Below are 17,637 nucleotides of genomic sequence, written 5' to 3'. Positions count from 1 at the left end.
TCGAGTTAATTCAGTTTTCGTTTTTCAGCGGTCTTCAGTTGTTCTGGATGCGCCCGTTTCCAGAAGAAATAGGCGATAGATAAGAACACTAACCACGGTATACCAAACTTCAAGACGATTTGGAAATCTGTGAACCATGTCGTCAGGACGAGTGCGAATAACAACAATGCACCGAGAGCCGTTAGATACGGATAGCCCATCATCCGAACCGGTAACGTCCGTCCACCTTCACGTTCCCAGGCTTTACGGAAGTAGAGGTGGGAGATGAAAATCATGAACCACGTGAAAATCGCCCCGAACATCGAAATCCCCATCATGAACGGATAAGAGACGCTCGACTGACTGCTGATGATCGCTGCGAGAAAAATGCCGAGTGTTGATAAGGCGAGTGCAAAGAGCGGTACACCTTTTCGATTTAAACGACCAAATACTTTTGGCGCATACGTTGCCTTGGATAATGAATACATCATCCGTGTCGAAGCATACAGCTGACTGTTCATCGCGGAGAGCGCTGCTGTCAGGATGATGAAGTTCATGATACCGCCTGCATATGGAATCGATAGCATCTCCATTACTTTGACGAACGGACTTTGATCGACGCCGCCTGCTTGTTGCCACGGGACAATCATCAACATTAAAGCAATCGTGACGACATAAAACGTCGAGAGACGGAAGACTGTCGCTTTCAATGCTTTCGGTACGGCAACGTCCGGGTCCTTTGCTTCACCGGCAGTGACAGCAATCAATTCCGTTCCGAGGAAACTGAAAAGGGAGATGAAGATCGCAATCCAGAGACCCGAGAAGCCGAATGGCATGAAGCCACCATCATTCGTGAAGTTTTGTGGACCGATCTCAGGGCTCGGACTACCGATGACCAAGTAAGCACCAAGCAGGATGAACAGTAAGATGGCACTAATCTTAATGACCGAGAACCAGTACTCAAAGGTTGCGAACGTATTGACTGTCGTAGCATTGATGTAAATCAACGCGGCAGCGAATACGAGAATCCAGACGACCCCGGGAACGTCCGGGAACCAGTATTTCATATAGATGGCGATCGCACTAACTTCAACGCCGATTGCGAGAACGTTTGCGATCCAGTACGAATAGCGGACGAGAAAACCCGCGTACGGACTAATGTATCGTTCGGCAATCGTACCGAACGAGCCAGATGTCGGATGAGCGACCGTCATTTCAGCCAGACAGCCCATTAAAAGTAGGACGATGAAGGCGCCGACTGCGTAACTGATCAAAACGCTCGGTCCAGCAAGCCCGATTGCAAGCCCACTTCCGAGGAAGAGACCGGTACCGATCGCGCAGCCCATTGCAATCATCGTGAGTTGACGTGTCTTGAGTTCACGCCGTAGTTCAGTAGGTTGTTCCATGGTGTACTCCTTAAGCAACGACTTCGCGTTCATTCGCGAAACGTTCGTATTCTTTATCTTCCATGATTCGTTTAAGTGTCGCGACGACGTCATAGACATCGGTAAACGTGTTGTAAAGCGCGACGGGTGCTAGACGGACAATGTTCGGTGCCCGGAAATCGGGGATGATCCGATTTTCCTTGAGTGCTTTACAGATCCGCGCCGCTTCCGGGTGCTCGAGGCTGAGATGCGCCCCACGGCGTTTATCGTCAATTGGATTTCCGATGACGAAACCGTACGGTATGAGTTCCTGCTCGACAAGGTCCATCATGTACTGCGTCAGGGCGAGTGACTTCGTTCGGACGGCTTCAATACCGACTTCGTCAAACATCTCTAACGCACCGATTTGTGGGGCGAGACTTAAGACGTGTGGTGTTCCAATCTGGAAGGCACCTGCGTGCGCGGCCGGTGTCATCGTGTGATCCATGTCAAACTGCTTGTCCTTGCGCGAACCGAACCAGCCCGTCAGCCCAGGCAACGTTCCGAAATGACGTTCGTGGACGAATAATCCACCGACTGTTCCAGGACCGCCGTTCAAGTGCTTGTAATTACACCAGTAAGCAAAGTCGACGCCCCAGTCATGGAAAGCGTGCGGAACGGCTCCGACGGAATGACAGCCATCAAAACCAATCAAGATGCCGCGGTCGTGTGCCGCTTTCGTTAAACGCTCCATATCGAGAATCTGTCCGCTTCGGTACAGCACCGCCGGCAAGACAATCAAAGCGATATCGTCTGTCATCGCGGCAATGATATCGTCCTCCTCTAAAAAGCGACCATCATGACTTGGTACTTGGACGAGATGTGTCTCCGGATCCAGTCCGCGTAAACGAAGCTGACTTTGTAAAGCATAGATATCCGACGGGAACGTCAGCGCATCCGCTAAAATCTTATCTCGTCCTTCTGTTGGTTGGAAGAATGTCGCGACGAGTTGATGTAGATTGACGGTCGTCGAACCGGTGACCATGACTTCTTCCGCTTGTGCGCCGACAAGCGGAGCGTTGAGGGCAGCGAGACGTTCTGATAATTCGAACCAAGGATGACGTCCTTTCATCCAGCCGTCGATTCCGAGTTCTTTCCAGTCTGATAGCGACTCGAGCAACGTCTTCTCGGCACGCTTCGATAATAAACCGAGCGAGTTTCCGTCCATATAGATACTACCCGGTTGCAGATAAAACTCATCACGATAGGTGGACAATACATCTTGATCGTCCCGAGCAACGGCATCCGTCCGTTTTGCTTGTAATGTCATACGTCATCCTCCTCAAATGAATACTCAATCAATTTTGACAAAAGCGTAGCAAACAAATTGACATTGTGTCAATATTATCGAATAGAGAAAACAAAAGGAGTGAAGGACATGTCATCTTCTCAACCAGAAAAAATCGATAAACGGCATCTGCGCACAGTGCGGACACGCGAAAAACTGTTGAGTGCGGCACGTGACGTCTTCTTAGAACAAGGGTTTCAAACGGCAACGATTTCACAAGTGATCAAACAAGCTGGCGTCGGCTACGGAACAGCCTACGTGCATTTTGAAGGGAAAGATGAGTTGCTCGTCGTCCTGATGGAAGATGTCATGAGTCGTTTCCATGCGATTGCGGAACGAACATTTGAACCGACGACGCCGCTAGAGGCAAAGGAACGTATCGTGACGCAAGCTACGGATTTCTTACGTCTCGCGGAAGAAGAACGAGCGATGCTACGGATCGTTGAGCAAGCAATCGGCGTCTCTTACATCGTCCGTGCGAAATGGAAAGCGATTCGAGAACGCTTCATTGATCGGATCAGTCAGGACATTCAATATGCTCAGGAGACAGGACTCGCGCGACAAGATGTCGATTCGAAGCTCGTCGCCCGTGGCTGGTTCTTCGCGAACGAGATGTATTTATTCGAAGTCGTCCGTGAAGAAGCAACAGCGACGATTGAAGAGATCGCACACGTCTTAGCGACGATTTATACGCAAGGACTCTACCGGATCGAGGATTGATGAACGGATAGGAAGGGAACGTTTCAAAGTAGAAGGGAGCGTGACCGGGATGCCATTTGATTACGATCTCGATTTCAAGACGACGGATTTTCGCAAGGAGCCGGAAAAATACCGGGTTGGACGCGGGGAGCAAGGGGTCTTGCTCGTCGAACCCTATAAAAGTGAGATTTTGCCACATTGGCGTTTTAAGACGCCGGACATCGCGAAGGAATCCTCTGAGAAAATTTATGAGATGTATTTAGCTTATAAAGAAGACGGGGACTTCGTCGGCATGGATATGGCGCGGAAGTTCATTCAGATGGGGCATACGCGCGCGCGACGTTACGCGAACTACAAGGGTGGGCGCAAATATAAAGATAAAGAGACCAAAGAATTGCACACACGCGAGATCGACGAAGAAAAAGCAAAATCCGCGGCCATCTTCCAAGAAAAATGGGATTTGATTCGCGCGGACGAAGAATACCTCGAACTCAAACGTGCGCATCAAAAGAAGTACGGATAAGTCATTTCAAAATAAAGGGAATCCATTCAAACCATGCGATACTGAAAAGAAAACGGGAGGCATGAGGATGAACCGTTGGTGGATTCCGCTGTATCCGATCGGTCTGTTTTTACTGGTCGATCACTTTTTCTATGATATTTCATTGATATGGCTTATCATGCTTGGTATTGTGAGCATCCTTTTAAGTATCCGTCCGAAGCGACCATCCTTTTCGTCATATCGTCCATTAATGATTGGGACGTTTTTGATCGGCTGTGGTCTGATGCCATGGTTGACGCTGGATTTTACAGGAGTCGTCTTCGTCTTCTTGTTAACAGAAATCGCTGCAAAACTGCTCGTGTCAGTAACGGAGGAACAATTCGTATGACGAACGAATAGGGATAAAGGAAATAGCCTCGATTACTCTGTCCAATAGGATAGAGCGATCGAGGCTATTTTTGATTCGTTTAAGAACTCTGTTCGACCTTGGCAATTAATCGTGCTTGACGTTTTTGCCAGATGAATGATCCGATGAACGTCACGACGAGGAAGATCAGACCAAGTGCGAATGGATAGAGAATGTTGACGTCATACAGTACACCGGCAAGCGTCGGTCCGAGCACGTTCCCGATGCTCATATAGGCATTGTTCATTCCCATAGCAAAGCCTTGCTCATTACCAGCGAGCTTTGAAATCATCGTATTCAAGACGGGGCGTAAAATCGATGTCGCAAGGAAGATGACGAGGGTAATCGCAAAGAATCCACCGTAACTTGATGTCAATAATGACAACAGGAAGCCGAGTGCTGCGATGAACAGGAACAGGTTCAGGACCTTTCCTTCGCCTAAATTACGGGATAACTTATCGACGATGAAGATTTGAGCAATGACGCTGATGATTCCAGTTGACGTCACCATGATCGCGATGTCCTTCGGTGAAGCACCGAATTGATCATCAACGAACAGACCGAGTACCGATTCGTATGCCATGAGACCAAAGCTCATGACGAGTGTAATGACGAGCGGTACGAAGTACGGTTTTTTAAACGATGCCCCCAGTTTCTTAAGCATCGACCCTTCATCTGGTGCCATCGCTGTTGCATCGTGTTGTTCGCTTTCTTGAAGTAACAGGACGCTGAATAAGACAGCTGCACCCGAGACGATCGCTGAGATGAGCAACGGCAATTTTAAGTCATACTCGGCAAGGAATCCACCAATTCCTGGACCGATGACGATCCCGAGTGACATCGCAGCTGAGACATAGCTGTTTCCTTTTGCACGTTGATCCATCGTCGTGATGTCCGCAACGTAAGCAAAAATCGCTGGAATCAGGAGTGCGGCACCGGCACCACCGATTGCGCGCGAGATGTAGAGAACCGTGACAGAGTTTGAGAAATAGAAGACAAACATCGAGAGCGTCAAGCCGATCAATCCATAGATGATCATCTTACGACGACCATATTGATCTGCCCATTTACCAGCAATCGGTGACATGACGAGCTGTGCTCCGGCAAAGATGGCAATCATTAATCCAGCCGCCGTTCCACCTTGTCCAATCGACGCTAAGTAAGCGGGTAAAATCGGAATGATGATCCCGAAGCTCCCGACCGCAATAAACATATTGATCATGAGGACCGTTAATTTTTTTCGTTGATCCGCGTGCAAGGGGACCCCTTCTTTCGACCCGCTTTTTGTAAGCGGTTATTTGTTTCACCTTCATTATCTTAGATTCAAGCTAAAGCGTCTGTCAATGTAGACGAGTCGATGATTTGAAAAAGACTCTATCCTTCAAGAAGGATAGAGCCAATTCAAACTTATTACTCTTTTTTGAATAACCATTTGACGTTCGGTGACAGCAACGGTCGGAAAATCGTCACGACGGGTCGACTCGACAGCAACCAGACGAATCCGGTAGCGAGTAAGAAAGAAAGTCCAATCAATAACAGTGGTGACTCTGTAATGGCTGGTGGAACCGAATCTCGGAACAAACGAACGATGAACGAGTGGATCAAATAGATCGCGAGCGTCTGAATTCCGATCTGGTCGAACCGTTCACCGAACGACCGATGCGGTACGAGCAGGAGAACGGAGAAGATCATGATAGTGCTGATGGCGTAAAGAAACAGTTGGATTGCCACTCCCTTGAGGAGCGGGACTTCGAATTCACCATACGTATCGCGGTAAAAGAGCCAGACCGTGTCAAACCCGTTTTTTGTCCAGAGAATCATGAAGACGGCAATCAAGAGTGAGATGATCAGTCCGGTCAACCGCCCGATCGGTGCTGTCATCTGTTTTCGCCAACCGGTATCAGTTAACCAGTCACGCTTCTTGACGAGATACCCCATCAAGAAGAACGGATAAAAGCTGACGACTTTTTGTAATGATAGGAAGTTCGTGATCGAATCTGGATTGGCGTTGATCAATAAGGCGAATAAGACACTGACGATCAGCGGAAAACGCATCGCTAGAAAAGCCGGTGTGACGGTCTGCCAAATGATAATGCCGAGCAAATACCAAAGTGTCCAGTTCGGAACGAGTGGATGAAGTAATCCGTCGAGCATTTCCCGTAAGGAGTCATCCTGCGTGTAAGATAAATAAATTTCGTGAATCGACTGCCAGAGAAAATAGAGAACGACGAACGCGATGATTCGTTGTGGTCGCGCTTGTTTGAAGAAATAGCCACTCATGAAGATGAAGGCTGGCATATGCAACAGGTAAATGACGTTATACGCCATCTTGACGACATCATTTCCTGGTAAGTCACGGAACGTCTCGATCAAGTGACCAAAGACAACCGTGAAAATGAGTAGCACTTTATAGTTTCCAAGCCAATGATCGTACATAGGAGCGGTCACTGGTTTGATAGCAGTGGTCATTTTTTTTCACCAAGCAGAATTTGATCAACGAACCGGGCACTCGATTTCCCGTCCTGATGCTCGAAGAAGTACTCCGCGAATGCTTTGACGTTGTGCATTTCGAAGTCTTGATTTTTAATTCGCTCAATCAACTCTTCTGATGTCTTGACGATCGGACCAGGTACGAATTCCTCAAAATCATAGTAAAAATCGCGTTTTGAGATATAGTCTTCAAGATCGTACGCGAAGAACAACATAGGTCGATTCAATAGAGAGAACTCGAAGCACGTCGATGAGTAATCCGTGATTAAAATGTCTGAGACGAACAGCAATTCATTGATTTCACGATGATCCGTCAAATCAAGGAAGAAGTCGGCATAGACTTCAGGAATCTCCATCCGACGACGGATGAACGGGTGGAGTTTTAGGACAAAGACATACTCCTCATGAAGTGCTTCATACAATGCATCGAGATCCAGCTGATCAAAATCATAATAAGCACTCTTCGCACCATTTCCTCGGAATGTCGGAGCAAACATGATGACTTTCTTTTGTTTGAAGGTTGGATATTCCTCATAAATACGTGCTTTCGCTTCCTCGATGAACGGTTGATCGAAGAACATATCCGTCCGAGGAATACCGGTCGCGACGACTTGATCTTCCCGTAAACCAAAACCTTCTGCGTAATGACGGGCGACATTATGAGAGCTAACGATCGCTTTCGTGTAGTTCCGGTGACTGAGCGAGTTCGCACTTGGACCACCTGGTTTTCCGAGGCGACTGTAACCGAACGTCTTGAAGGCGCCAACGGCATGCCAGACTTGAACGAGGTCACTGCCTTTACGAATATTCAATGGATAGATCATCGGATAGAAGTCATCGACAAGAATCGTCTTTGCTGTCGCTAAGTGATATGGCAGCGTAAACTTATCACGCCAATCACGGCGAGACTGGAGATTCGGTTTGAAGAACGTCTTCACATCAAGATCGAGATTGCGACGCTCGACTTCATCCAAGATATAGGCAAAGTTACCGCTAATATCGCTCCGTGAGTCGGAAGCGAGGATGACTTTATTCTCTTGGATCGGTTGGGTCCATTTCGTAACGTTATAAATCGCCTTGAACGTAAAACGACGGAACTTGAACGCCCGCTTTTTCATGTTCTTCTTCCATTTTTTATACCGGTTAATGACTTGAATTAGACGTTTCGTTTCGCCTTTTTTCAGGGAATGGAAACCTAAAGAGTTGCTGTATTGCGAATACTTCACGACAAGTTCGTACTCAAGTAAGATCAACGCGTTACTATGTTTCGTATCAACGCGGTAAGCGACAGGGATAAGTGAACGTGTATCACCAAAAGGCGCTTCATGTAAGATCGTCTTTCCTTGCACGATGGCAAAAAAAGCATCAAAATAACCCATCGGCAATGGTCGACCCGTTGGCGTAATATGGTTCAAATTTAATTCGCCTGTAAAGGACTCTTCCGTCCAGTCTCCTTCAAACGGAAAACGACAGATAAATGTCCGTTTATTTCGTTTGTTCCGAAAAACGATGGCACGTTCGAGCGGTACCGATACTTCAGCAGGTTCAGACTGAATATAGTCGTCGATCGGTTCCTCGGAATCAGTTTGATGCGATATAGGATTTTCAAATAATGTTTGTTCGGCGTGCAAAAAATCAGTCAACCCGCTTAAACGTGCTTCGAAACGAAACGTCGTTCCGGCTAACTCTAAGTAGGTGACCTCGGCATGTAAAGTAGGCATAATTGTCTCTTCTGTCAAAACCATCTCTCCTCGCTCGAATAATTACATTACATTTACACAATACGGATAAAATTTTAAAACGCAGTTGAACATAGTATAGTGAAACTAGAAATCACCACTCATTATATCGTGAGACATTAAATTTAATAGGGATTTCTTTATTTTTTTGTGTTTTTGTAAAATAACACTTCAACAAAGACTGCATCATTACACATACCCTGAAGGATAGGGAGAGAAAACCGAAATACGATTATTTCATAAGGGAGGGAAGCAGGTCGTCTCGTTTGGAACAGGCAACGAGACACTGCGTCAGAAGATGATTTATGCAGCCATTTTAGCTGGAGGAAAAGGAACACGAATGGGGAATGTCGATCGCCCGAAACAATTCTTATCGATCGGAGAACGTCCGATCATCGTCCATACAGTAGAGAAATTCTTGTTACATGAGGATTTTGACCGCATCATCATCGTCACACCGACTGCTTGGATTAACTATACACGCGATATTTTGGAGAAATACATCGGAAAAGATGAACGTCTTGTCATTACACCGGGTGGACAAGATCGAAATGAATCAATCATGGCAGCTGTGAACTGGATTGAAGAGAAAAACGGTCTGTCTGAAGAAGACATCATTGTCACGCACGACGCCGTCCGTCCGTTCCTGACGCGCCGCATCATTAAGGAAAACATCGAAGCAGCGCAAGAGTTCGGTTCATGCGACACGGTCATTTCAGCGATCGATACGATCGTCGCGTCAACGAACGGCAAAACGATCACGGATATTCCGGTTCGTGATCAAATGTATCAAGGGCAAACACCACAAAGTTTCCAAATCACGAAGTTAAAATCGCATTATGAGTCACTCTCAACGGAAGAACGGGCGATTTTGACGGATGCTTGTAAGATTCTTCTTCTGAAAGGAGAAGATGTGGCGCTCGTCACGGGGGAACTGTTCAATATTAAAGTGACGACACCATACGACCTACGGATCGCGAATGCTATCTTGAAGGAGCGGATTCATCAATGATTAACCAAGTCTATCAACTCGTCGCCCCGCGTCAGATTGAAGTGACCTATGATGAGCGATCACTGAATACCGATCGTGTCGTCGTGCGTCCGACATATCTATCGATTTGTCACGCCGATCAACGCTACTTCACAGGTAGTCGTAGTGCGGAAGTATTGGCGAAAAAATTACCGATGGCCATGATTCATGAGGGAATCGGAAAAGTCGTCCATGATCCAAGCGGTACATTCAAAAAGGGAACGCTCGTTGCGATGGTACCGAATACACCGATGGAAGAAGATGATATCATTGGTGAAAACTATCTGCGCACGAGTCGTTTCCGTTCGAGTGGATACGACGGTTATATGCAAGACTATGTGTTCTTGAAAGCGGATCGCCTTGTTGAGGTACCGGCTGATCTTGATCCTGAAGTCGCGGCATTCACTGAACTTGTCAGTGTATCGGTCCATGCCTTAACTCGCTTTGAAAAGATTGCCCATCCACGCCGTGAGACGTTCGGTGTTTGGGGCGATGGAAATCTTGGTTTCATCACGGCACTTTTGTTGCGTAAATTATATCCGGAAGCAAAACTACTCGTCTTCGGTAAAACCCAGTCGAAGCTCGACTACTTCTCGTTTGCGGACGAGACATATCACATCGACCAGATTCCAGCTGATGTCTCCTTCAACCACGGTTTCGAATGCGTCGGTGGAATCGGTAGCCAATATGCGATCAATCAGATGATCGATTACATTATTCCAGAAGGCACGATGGCATTGCTCGGTGTGTCAGAAGATGCCGTCGCGATCAACACGCGGATGATTCTTGAAAAAGGACTGCGTGTCTACGGATCAAGTCGAAGTACACCGGCTGATTTCGCACGGACGATGGAATTATATCAAACCCATCCGGACATTCCAGCCTATCTATCGAATCTGGTTTCGGGCGTATTCCAAATCCGACAAATCGAAGATATTCATAAAGCGTTTGAAAACGATTTAACGAATCGCTTCGGAAAGACGGTCATGGAATGGTGCATGTGATGATATGCGCTGAAAAAGAGGAGAATCGTCTATGAAACAAAAAATTCGGTTATTGCAACGACGGACGGTCCACTATTTGCTTGCTATGACATATTGGTTGACGAAGCGACTGCCGATCCAATCAAAGAAAGTCGTTTTTGCGACCTATCGTTCCGATCGTCTCGTCGATAACTTTCGTGCCGTCTACGATGAACTAGAGCGACGCGATTTAGGATATGAATACGTTTTTTTGTTGAAACGATTTCCTCAATCGTTGGTGGGACAAATTCAATACGTCTTCCACATGATGCGAGCGACGTATGAATTAGCGACTGCCCGTTATTTCATCATCGATGATTATTATTATCCTGTATATGTCTCGTCCTTACGGAAAGGAACAGAAGTCATTCAGCTGTGGCATGCTTGTGGAGCCTTTAAAAAGTTCGGCTATAGTGTGCTTGATAAATCCTATTCGCCGGATGATGATTATTTGAAGATGGTCCAGATTCACCGGAACTATAGCAAGGTCTATGTTTCCGGTGAAGCATGTATCGCACCATATGCGGATGCTTTCGGAATGACGCAGGAACGGATCTACCCATTAGGGGTTCCACGGACGGATCAACTACTGAACACAGCACGCCAAGCCCGTGTGCGAGAAAAGTTGTATGACCGATATCCAGAATGGCGCAAGAAACGAATCATCTTACTCGCGCCGACGTTCCGAGGAAATGGACAAACAACGGCACATTACGATCAAGAGCTCGATTTTGAGAAGTTTCGTCGTGAGCTTGGACCGGATACAGTCCTCTTGCTTCGCATGCATCCGTTTGTTCTTAATCCACCAATCGTACCGGACGCGTATTCGGATCAAATCATTAACATGACAGACTATCCGGATATCAATGATCTGATGCAGATTGCGGATATTCTGATCACGGATTATTCATCTGTCATCTTCGAGTTTGCCTTGTTGCAGAAGCCAATGATTTTCCTTGTTAACGATCTGCAGTCGTACAAAGCAGAACGCGATTTCTATTTCCCGTATGAATCCTTCGTACCGGGACCGATTGTCTCGACGTTCGAAGACGTCATCGCTTGGATTAAACGCGGGCAATTCGATACGCAGAAGATCGAGACGTTCGCGAATCAGTTCTTTACGTATCAGGACGGGGAAGCAACCAAACGAATTGTCGATCATTTGTTATATGACACGATTCCGGAAGCACCTGTCTATACGAAAACGCCGGTATGAACACAAAAAAACGTTCCGATTGCGTCTCCATTTGGGGAGAGAGACGTCATCGGAACGTTTTTATTTTGAATTGGGGCTTGATTGGCGCGAGCAGGGGTAGCTCGCAGAATGCGCACCTCTTAAAAGTGCGTCAACTTGTCCTTCAGGGACGTTCTCGGTTTGACAGGTGGAACGAGGGCTGGCCAGCCGATTTGAATGACGCCGAGAACCCGTTCATTTTCTGAAGCGTGAACGATTGAAGCATATTCTGGTGTAAACCAATGTTTTCCGCTCTTCCAGCAGCAACCAAGGCCGCGCTCTGTCGCCACCAACTGTAGATTTTGAATCATGGCAGCTGTTGCGAGTGTATCCTCTAGCTGTTGATCCGGTGTCCCTTGTACCTGACAAAGTACTGTTAAGTAAACCGGGACTTCCCGTAATTTTTGTTCAGCCTGTTGACGTTGTTCAGATGTTTTCGTCTCGAATTGACCACGCGCTGTCAGTAACTCCATCAAAGCATCGACGTACCGAGTTTGTCCCTCTTCGATTGCGAGAACAAAACGCCAAGGTTCTCGTAATTTATGATTCGGGGCATACATCGCCGTTTCGAGTAATGCCTCTACTAATTCGACTGGAACTGGTTGTTCCGTATAAGACCGGATGGACCGGCGTGTTTCAATCACTTGTTGGACATGCATCCGTTTCATCTCCTCACTGAGTACTTTTTCACTATAGATGATAACGATTATCATTGTCAATGTTATTTGTCAGAAAACAAAAAGACGATTCCTAAGAAGAAATCATCTTTCGTTGAATTTGTATTAAGAGGCTTTTCGTTCCTCTTCTTGAGCAACAGTCGTTAGTTTCTTTTTCATGAGACGAATCCGGTACAACGCAAATAAATAATGGGCGAAATAAATCGTGAATCCCAGGAAAAGCGTTAATGCTACATGAATCTGAACGCCAGGAACAGCATGAAGCTGAATGAAGAGCAAGACAGCCATTGCCATCGTATAGAGCACCATTTCCACCGATTGTGGCATGACGCGTTGACGTTTTAGGAAAAAGGAACGCATGAGTGGTAGGACGACGAGACTGACGAGACGATCGACCAGTCCGATGACGAGCACACTGATCACCATCGCTAAACCATTTTCAAAAGTGATTAATCGTGGAAAAACAAGATATGTGACGAGTAATAGTGGTCCAACTAACAAAAAGATTGAAATCGAGGCACGTGCAAAGACGAAGAGCCCGTTGACACTTGTTAAAAAGGCGCGAAAAATCTTTTGCGACCAAGGCGATGGTCGACCGACTTGCCAAGCAAAACAACAAGCAAAGATGAACGCATAAAATTGCAGAAAAGCAACCATAAAGCATCTCCTTTAGATATGAAACTCATTGTCCCTAGTGTATCGATTTTAAGAGAGAAGTGCAAAGAAGAACTTTTCACGAAGTATAGCAAAAGACCAGTTGATATGACATCAACTGGTCCTTCATGAATCAATCCAGATTTGGTTCTTTTTTTCCGTGCAAGAAGAAGGACAGAATCAATGCGAGCGCAGATAAAACGGTCGCAATCCAGAACGCGTCAGTGATCCCTTGGATCGTTGCTTGTTTTGTCAGCATCGTAAACCAACTCGTTGAAGCAGCTTGTGAGCTACCCAGCTGTTGTCCAAGATCGTTTAAATGTTGCGAAAGCGTCGGGTCGAGCGTCGTGAACTGATTCGCATCGTCTGCCAAGTGAGCCGTCGTTTGACGGGTCATGACGGTGACGAGAATTGCCGTTCCGATGGAGCCGGCGACTTGACGAAGTGTGTTTTGGGTTGCGTTTCCGTGCGGGATCATCTTCATCGGTAAAGCGTTCATACCGGCAGTCATGATCGGCATCATGATGAATGCCATACCGAATGACCGAAGCATGTAGATGCCCATGATGGAATAATACGACGTATCCATGTTTAATTGCGTCAATTCCCATGTCCCGTACGTCATCAACGTCAAACCGAAGATAGCGAGCGGTCGAATACCGAAGCGGTCAAATAAACGACCGGCAATCGGTCCGGTGATTCCCATGATCAGTGATCCGGGCAAAAGGAGAAGACCTGAATCGACCGGTGAAAAACCGCGAATGCTTTGAAGGTAAATCGGTAAAAGCAACATCCCACCGAACAACGCCATCGTGACGATGACATTGATGAAGAGGGTGAACGAAAATTCCGGAACCTTTAACACACGAATATTCAACATCGGATCTTCCATCGACAGCTCACGCATTGCAAAAGCAGCGATTCCAATTAAGCCGATGACGATCGTGCTGATGACGATCGGGCTATCCCAGCCGTCATTCCCGGCTTCACTGAATCCGTAAAGGAGACTCCCGAATCCGATCGTACTGAATAAGACGCCCAGTGCGTCGAAAGAAGGTTTCGAGAGTGGCTGCGTCAGGCGGAACCAGGCCGTACCGAGTAACAATGTCACTAATCCAAAGAACGACATCGCATAAAACATGACGTGCCAGTCATAGTTTTGGATGACATATCCTGTGATCGTAGGTCCGACAGCAGGAGCGAGAATCATAGCGATTCCGAGCATTCCCATGGCAGCACCGCGCTTATGCGGTGGGAATAATGTCATGAAGACGTTTGATCCGAGTGGCATCAAGATACCAGCCCCCGCTGCCTGAACGACACGACCAATCATCATGACCGGGAAGTTCATTGCCATCGAACAGATGACCGATCCGAAGAAAAAGAGTGTCATCGAAGCGAGGAACAACTGGCGGAACGTATAACTGCGCATTAAAAAAGCACTGATCGGAATCAAGATCCCGTTGACGAGCATGAAACCTGTCGTCAACCACTGGGCAGTGGACGTCGACACGTTGAAGTCATTGATTAGAACCGGTAACGCGACATTAATCAACGTTTGGTTCAAAATAGCAATGAACATACCAATCAGTAAGACCGTCAGTACTTTCGGAATACTGACGTTTTCAGTCGATACTTGTTTTGAAGGTGCTGCGACTGGTGGTGTCACGGTCATCGTCGGTTCCGCCTCGAGGGACTCCTCAAGTGTCGGTCCGTCAGTGGCCAGTGCGATGTCGGATTGACGATTCCGGCGGGCGATCCAGTTGACGCCGATGATGACCAGAATCGTGAACGCACTATATCCGAACAAGAAGGTAGTAGACATGAACGTCCCTCCTTAATCCTTATGAATGCGGACGGTCACATTCATACCAGGTCGAATGTCGAGTGATTTTTCTTGCGAGAGTGATACTTTAACTGGAATGACTTGTGCGACTTTCGTGTAGTTCGCATTTCCGTTTGAAGAAGGCATCATCGAGAACGTCGAAGCTGTCGTCATTCCGATCTGTTCCACTTCACCAGAAAGTGTCGTGTCAGGATAGCTGTCGACATATACGTCAACGGTTTGTCCGACTTTGATTTCATCGATTTCTGTTTCTTCGATGTTCGCTGTGACCCAAAGGTCGTTTAAGTCAAAACCATAGGCAAGTGGTGTACCGGCTGCGACGAAGCCGTTCTTTGTCGCCATCGACTGAACGATCGTTGCCTTCGCAGGCATCGAAACAGAAAGATCTGTTGGTTTTTGTCCAGCTTGCGCAGTCATGATGTGACCAAGTGTTGCACCGCTGTCGAGCGATTCGCCTGTTTTAGCAGACCAGTCCGTTAATTTACCAGCGCTTGGGCTAGCAATCGTTATCATTTTGCCATCGATTTTCGCATTGTCTGTTTTGACATAGCTTGTTGCTTGATCGTAATAGTAGTATCCGACGACCCCACCACCGATCAAAACGATGAGTGTAACGACATTAATGATTAGTAATTTTTTCATACTCATGAGTGTGTTAGCATCCTTTCTTGTGTACAATCGATTCAAAAAAAGTACTCCTCTGGGGGGAGGAGTAATTAATATAGTTAATTATATGGATAGTTAGATAACAAACAACCAACAATTTCCGACAAAATGTTGGAAAAATAAATGATAACGGATTCATTTTTAAAAAGATGATGGAAAAGGAGTGAAATGCACATGAAAGAGAGCCGTGATCCACGACCAAAACGGTCACGTGACCGTATTACGATGGAATTGTTTCATTTACTGAAGACAAACAGCTTTTCGAGCATCACCGTCAAGATGCTGACGGATGGGGCGGGTGTGAACCGCTCGACCTTTTATGCGCACTACACAGATAAATATGATTTGCTTGACCAAATCGTTGAGGAACAGATGATGGCGCTCGAACAAGCGATTCGGATCACGGGTACAGGCACTGTATTTCCGACAGTCGAGCAGGTCAGTCGCTATTTTGCTCGTTTGTTCATTCACATTGAAGAAAACGAATTATTTTACCAGACGATGCTCGTTCAAGGTCCTATCAAAACGTTCATCTCACGTTTTCTTGATACGTTGAAAGAAAATTATCGCCTCGTCTTTCGATCCCAAGTCGCAGAAGATGCGACTTTCGTCGATCGGGATTTGTTACTGAATTATGTCATTGGTGGACAGTTAGGATTATTGATTTCCTGGTTGCGAAACGGTCGGCCATATTCATCCGCATATATGGCGGAGCAATTGAGCCGGATGATCGTCTTTGGAACGGTTGAAAGCATCGGTTTTCCGAAAGAAACGGAATAAGGTCATAGAAAGAGACACTCCCGCTAGGAAGTGTCTCTTATTCAAGCTTGTCGGAAGGCAAGTTCCTTCGTATAAATCGTACTTCGGTTTCGTCCGCTTTCTTTTGAGTAATACAACGCTTTATCTGCTTTTTGTAATGCTTCTAAAGACGTATGGGAACCACTAGAATGTGCAATCCCAAGCGAAATCGTGATTTGCAGATCAGGTACGTCTGCCGTCGGGAACAGGTTGCGTGCGACCGTCATCCGAGCCAACTCTGCGATTTTTTGAGCTTCTTTAGCTGTAGTGCTTGGTAAAATGATCAAAAACTCTTCACCACCGTATCGTCCGACGAGGTCATCCGGTCGTGTTAAGGAAGCGAGTGTCATGCCGAGTTGACGTAGGACATCATCCCCGGCGTCATGACCATATGTATCATTGACGTGCTTGAAGAAGTCGATATCAATCAAGACAAGTGAATACCCTTGATCCGTTGAACCGACAAGTGACAGTGAATCATCGAGACGGCGCCGATTGGCAAGTCCGGTTAAAGCATCCGTCATCGCTAGTTTTTGTTGATACTGAATGTTTTCGAAGTGACGGCGTAATTCCGTCAGCAGTCGAAAAGCAACAAAGCCAGCCAATAGATTAAAGAAAATATAAGCGATTGAAATTTTAAAGAATGTCGACCAGCTGTTTGTTAGGATATAGATGGCAGGTAACGAATAGAGAACACCAATTGACACCAATAATTGAAAATGGCGCGTCGAGACATGAACGAATCGACGTACGATTCCGATCGTCGTAATGATTAAGACGATAATCAGTGTGGACAGATAAAAACCCTCCATTTGATCGACGGGTGTCAAAAAGTAACGTGTCCCGATGATCATTATACCGGCGACGATGGCGCTCGGGAAACCACCGAATAGCATAGCGATCGCGACTGGGATGATTCGTAAATCCACACGGGCGACATCGATCTGAATGCCATTGAACATCAATAAAACTGCAATCAGACCACAGACACTTCCCAATATGAGGCGTGTACTCCAGCTGGAATTCAGCGAAATACGTGGTCGATTCCGAAATGGTAAGAATAAGAGAGTAATCGTCGTGAACAGTAGACAAAAGTTAATGATGAATTGATTCATGATGGACAACAAATCCTCCCAACTCCCCCAGCTAACAGATTTCCATATATATACTCCAGTATACTCAT

General features: G+C 46.5%; 17 protein-coding genes. 7 read left to right on the top strand and 10 right to left on the bottom strand.

Going from position 1 to position 17,637, the window contains the following annotated elements; genetic code table 11:
• Window positions 1-5 precede the first annotated feature (5 nt).
• Both BW42_RS12195 and kynU read right to left on the bottom strand, forming a co-directional pair.
• On the bottom strand, window positions 6-1,385 hold the full coding sequence (locus BW42_RS12195; RefSeq protein ID WP_035411537.1) for an amino acid permease: 1,380 nt from the start codon (window positions 1,383-1,385) through the stop codon (window positions 6-8).
• A gap of 10 nt (window positions 1,386-1,395) precedes the next feature.
• Window positions 1,396-2,673 (bottom strand): kynureninase, encoded by a 1,278-nt coding sequence (gene kynU / locus BW42_RS12190; protein WP_035411535.1) that lies wholly within the window; start codon window positions 2,671-2,673, stop codon window positions 1,396-1,398.
• Window positions 2,674-2,781: 108 nt separating this feature from the next.
• On the opposite strand from kynU, the gene BW42_RS12185 reads away from it, so the two are divergent.
• The 3 genes from BW42_RS12185 (at window position 2,782) to BW42_RS12175 (ending at window position 4,280) form a co-directional block, all read left to right on the top strand.
• Window positions 2,782-3,411, top strand: a complete 630-nt coding sequence (locus BW42_RS12185) for a TetR/AcrR family transcriptional regulator (RefSeq protein WP_035411532.1) — start codon at window positions 2,782-2,784, stop codon at window positions 3,409-3,411.
• A 49-nt stretch (window positions 3,412-3,460) separates the two neighbouring features.
• A complete protein-coding gene (locus BW42_RS12180) occupies window positions 3,461-3,913 on the top strand; it encodes a DUF4385 domain-containing protein (protein WP_035411528.1) in 453 nt (150 codons plus the stop codon).
• A 67-nt stretch (window positions 3,914-3,980) separates the two neighbouring features.
• Window positions 3,981-4,280, top strand: a complete 300-nt coding sequence (locus BW42_RS12175) for a hypothetical protein (RefSeq protein ID WP_035411525.1) — start codon at window positions 3,981-3,983, stop codon at window positions 4,278-4,280.
• 79 nt (window positions 4,281-4,359) lie between these two features.
• Here the strand turns inward: BW42_RS12175 and BW42_RS12170 are convergent, their stop codons facing one another.
• The 3 genes from BW42_RS12170 to BW42_RS12160 form a co-directional block, all read right to left on the bottom strand.
• Window positions 4,360-5,556 carry a tetracycline resistance MFS efflux pump gene (locus tag BW42_RS12170; protein ID WP_035411522.1) on the bottom strand — a complete coding sequence of 399 codons (1,197 nt, stop codon included), beginning with the start codon at window positions 5,554-5,556 and terminating at the stop codon, window positions 4,360-4,362.
• A 152-nt stretch (window positions 5,557-5,708) separates the two neighbouring features.
• Window positions 5,709-6,767, bottom strand: a complete 1,059-nt coding sequence (locus tag BW42_RS12165) for an acyltransferase family protein (protein ID WP_035411519.1) — start codon at window positions 6,765-6,767, stop codon at window positions 5,709-5,711.
• Entirely contained in the window at window positions 6,764-8,509 is a 1,746-nt protein-coding gene (locus tag BW42_RS12160; protein WP_035411700.1) for a CDP-glycerol--glycerophosphate glycerophosphotransferase, read from the bottom strand. The genes BW42_RS12165 and BW42_RS12160 overlap by 4 nt, the downstream gene beginning before the upstream one ends.
• Window positions 8,510-8,825: 316 nt before the next feature.
• Here BW42_RS12160 and BW42_RS12155 point away from each other — a divergent pair, with 316 nt between their 5' ends.
• From BW42_RS12155 to BW42_RS12145, 3 genes are read left to right on the top strand one after another with little or no spacing between them, the layout of a single operon-like run.
• Window positions 8,826-9,539: a 2-C-methyl-D-erythritol 4-phosphate cytidylyltransferase gene (locus BW42_RS12155; protein ID WP_035411516.1), complete on the top strand. Its 714-nt coding sequence runs from the start codon at window positions 8,826-8,828 to the stop codon at window positions 9,537-9,539.
• A complete protein-coding gene (locus BW42_RS12150) occupies window positions 9,536-10,561 on the top strand; it encodes a ribitol-5-phosphate dehydrogenase (protein ID WP_035411513.1) in 1,026 nt (341 codons plus the stop codon). Before BW42_RS12155 ends, BW42_RS12150 begins: the two co-directional genes overlap by 4 nt.
• Before the next feature lie 31 nt (window positions 10,562-10,592).
• Entirely contained in the window at window positions 10,593-11,795 is a 1,203-nt protein-coding gene (locus BW42_RS12145) for a CDP-glycerol--glycerophosphate glycerophosphotransferase (protein WP_035411510.1), read from the top strand.
• Between the two features lie 119 nt (window positions 11,796-11,914).
• Here the strand turns inward: BW42_RS12145 and BW42_RS12140 are convergent, their stop codons facing one another.
• The 4 genes from BW42_RS12140 to BW42_RS12125 all read right to left on the bottom strand — a co-directional run bounded on the left by BW42_RS12140 (window position 11,915) and on the right by BW42_RS12125 (window position 15,638).
• On the bottom strand, window positions 11,915-12,472 hold the full coding sequence (locus BW42_RS12140) for a nitroreductase (RefSeq protein WP_035411506.1): 558 nt from the start codon (window positions 12,470-12,472) through the stop codon (window positions 11,915-11,917).
• Window positions 12,473-12,595: 123 nt separating this feature from the next.
• Window positions 12,596-13,147, bottom strand: coding sequence for a hypothetical protein (locus BW42_RS12135; protein WP_035411503.1), 552 nt, complete (start codon window positions 13,145-13,147; stop codon window positions 12,596-12,598).
• Window positions 13,148-13,277: 130 nt separating this feature from the next.
• Entirely contained in the window at window positions 13,278-14,969 is a 1,692-nt protein-coding gene (locus BW42_RS12130) for a DHA2 family efflux MFS transporter permease subunit (RefSeq protein WP_035411500.1), read from the bottom strand.
• A 12-nt stretch (window positions 14,970-14,981) separates the two neighbouring features.
• Complete coding sequence (locus BW42_RS12125; RefSeq protein ID WP_035411497.1) at window positions 14,982-15,638, bottom strand: HlyD family secretion protein; 657 nt, start codon at window positions 15,636-15,638, stop codon at window positions 14,982-14,984.
• Window positions 15,639-15,830: 192 nt separating this feature from the next.
• Here BW42_RS12125 and BW42_RS12120 point away from each other — a divergent pair, with 192 nt between their 5' ends.
• Window positions 15,831-16,436: a TetR/AcrR family transcriptional regulator gene (locus BW42_RS12120; protein WP_052019139.1), complete on the top strand. Its 606-nt coding sequence runs from the start codon at window positions 15,831-15,833 to the stop codon at window positions 16,434-16,436.
• 41 nt (window positions 16,437-16,477) lie between these two features.
• Here the strand turns inward: BW42_RS12120 and BW42_RS12115 are convergent, their stop codons facing one another.
• The gene (locus BW42_RS12115) at window positions 16,478-17,569 is read right to left on the bottom strand and encodes a diguanylate cyclase (RefSeq protein ID WP_231496910.1); all 1,092 of its coding nucleotides are present in this window, start codon (window positions 17,567-17,569) and stop codon (window positions 16,478-16,480) included.
• Between the last annotated feature and the right edge of the window lie 68 nt (window positions 17,570-17,637).

It is taken from the genome of Exiguobacterium sp. RIT341 (genome assembly GCF_000632205.1).
Lineage (GTDB): Bacteria > Bacillota > Bacilli > Exiguobacteriales > Exiguobacteriaceae > Exiguobacterium_A.
Note: the sequence above shows the minus strand (reverse complement) of the source record. Positions and strands in the feature narration are given on the sequence as shown.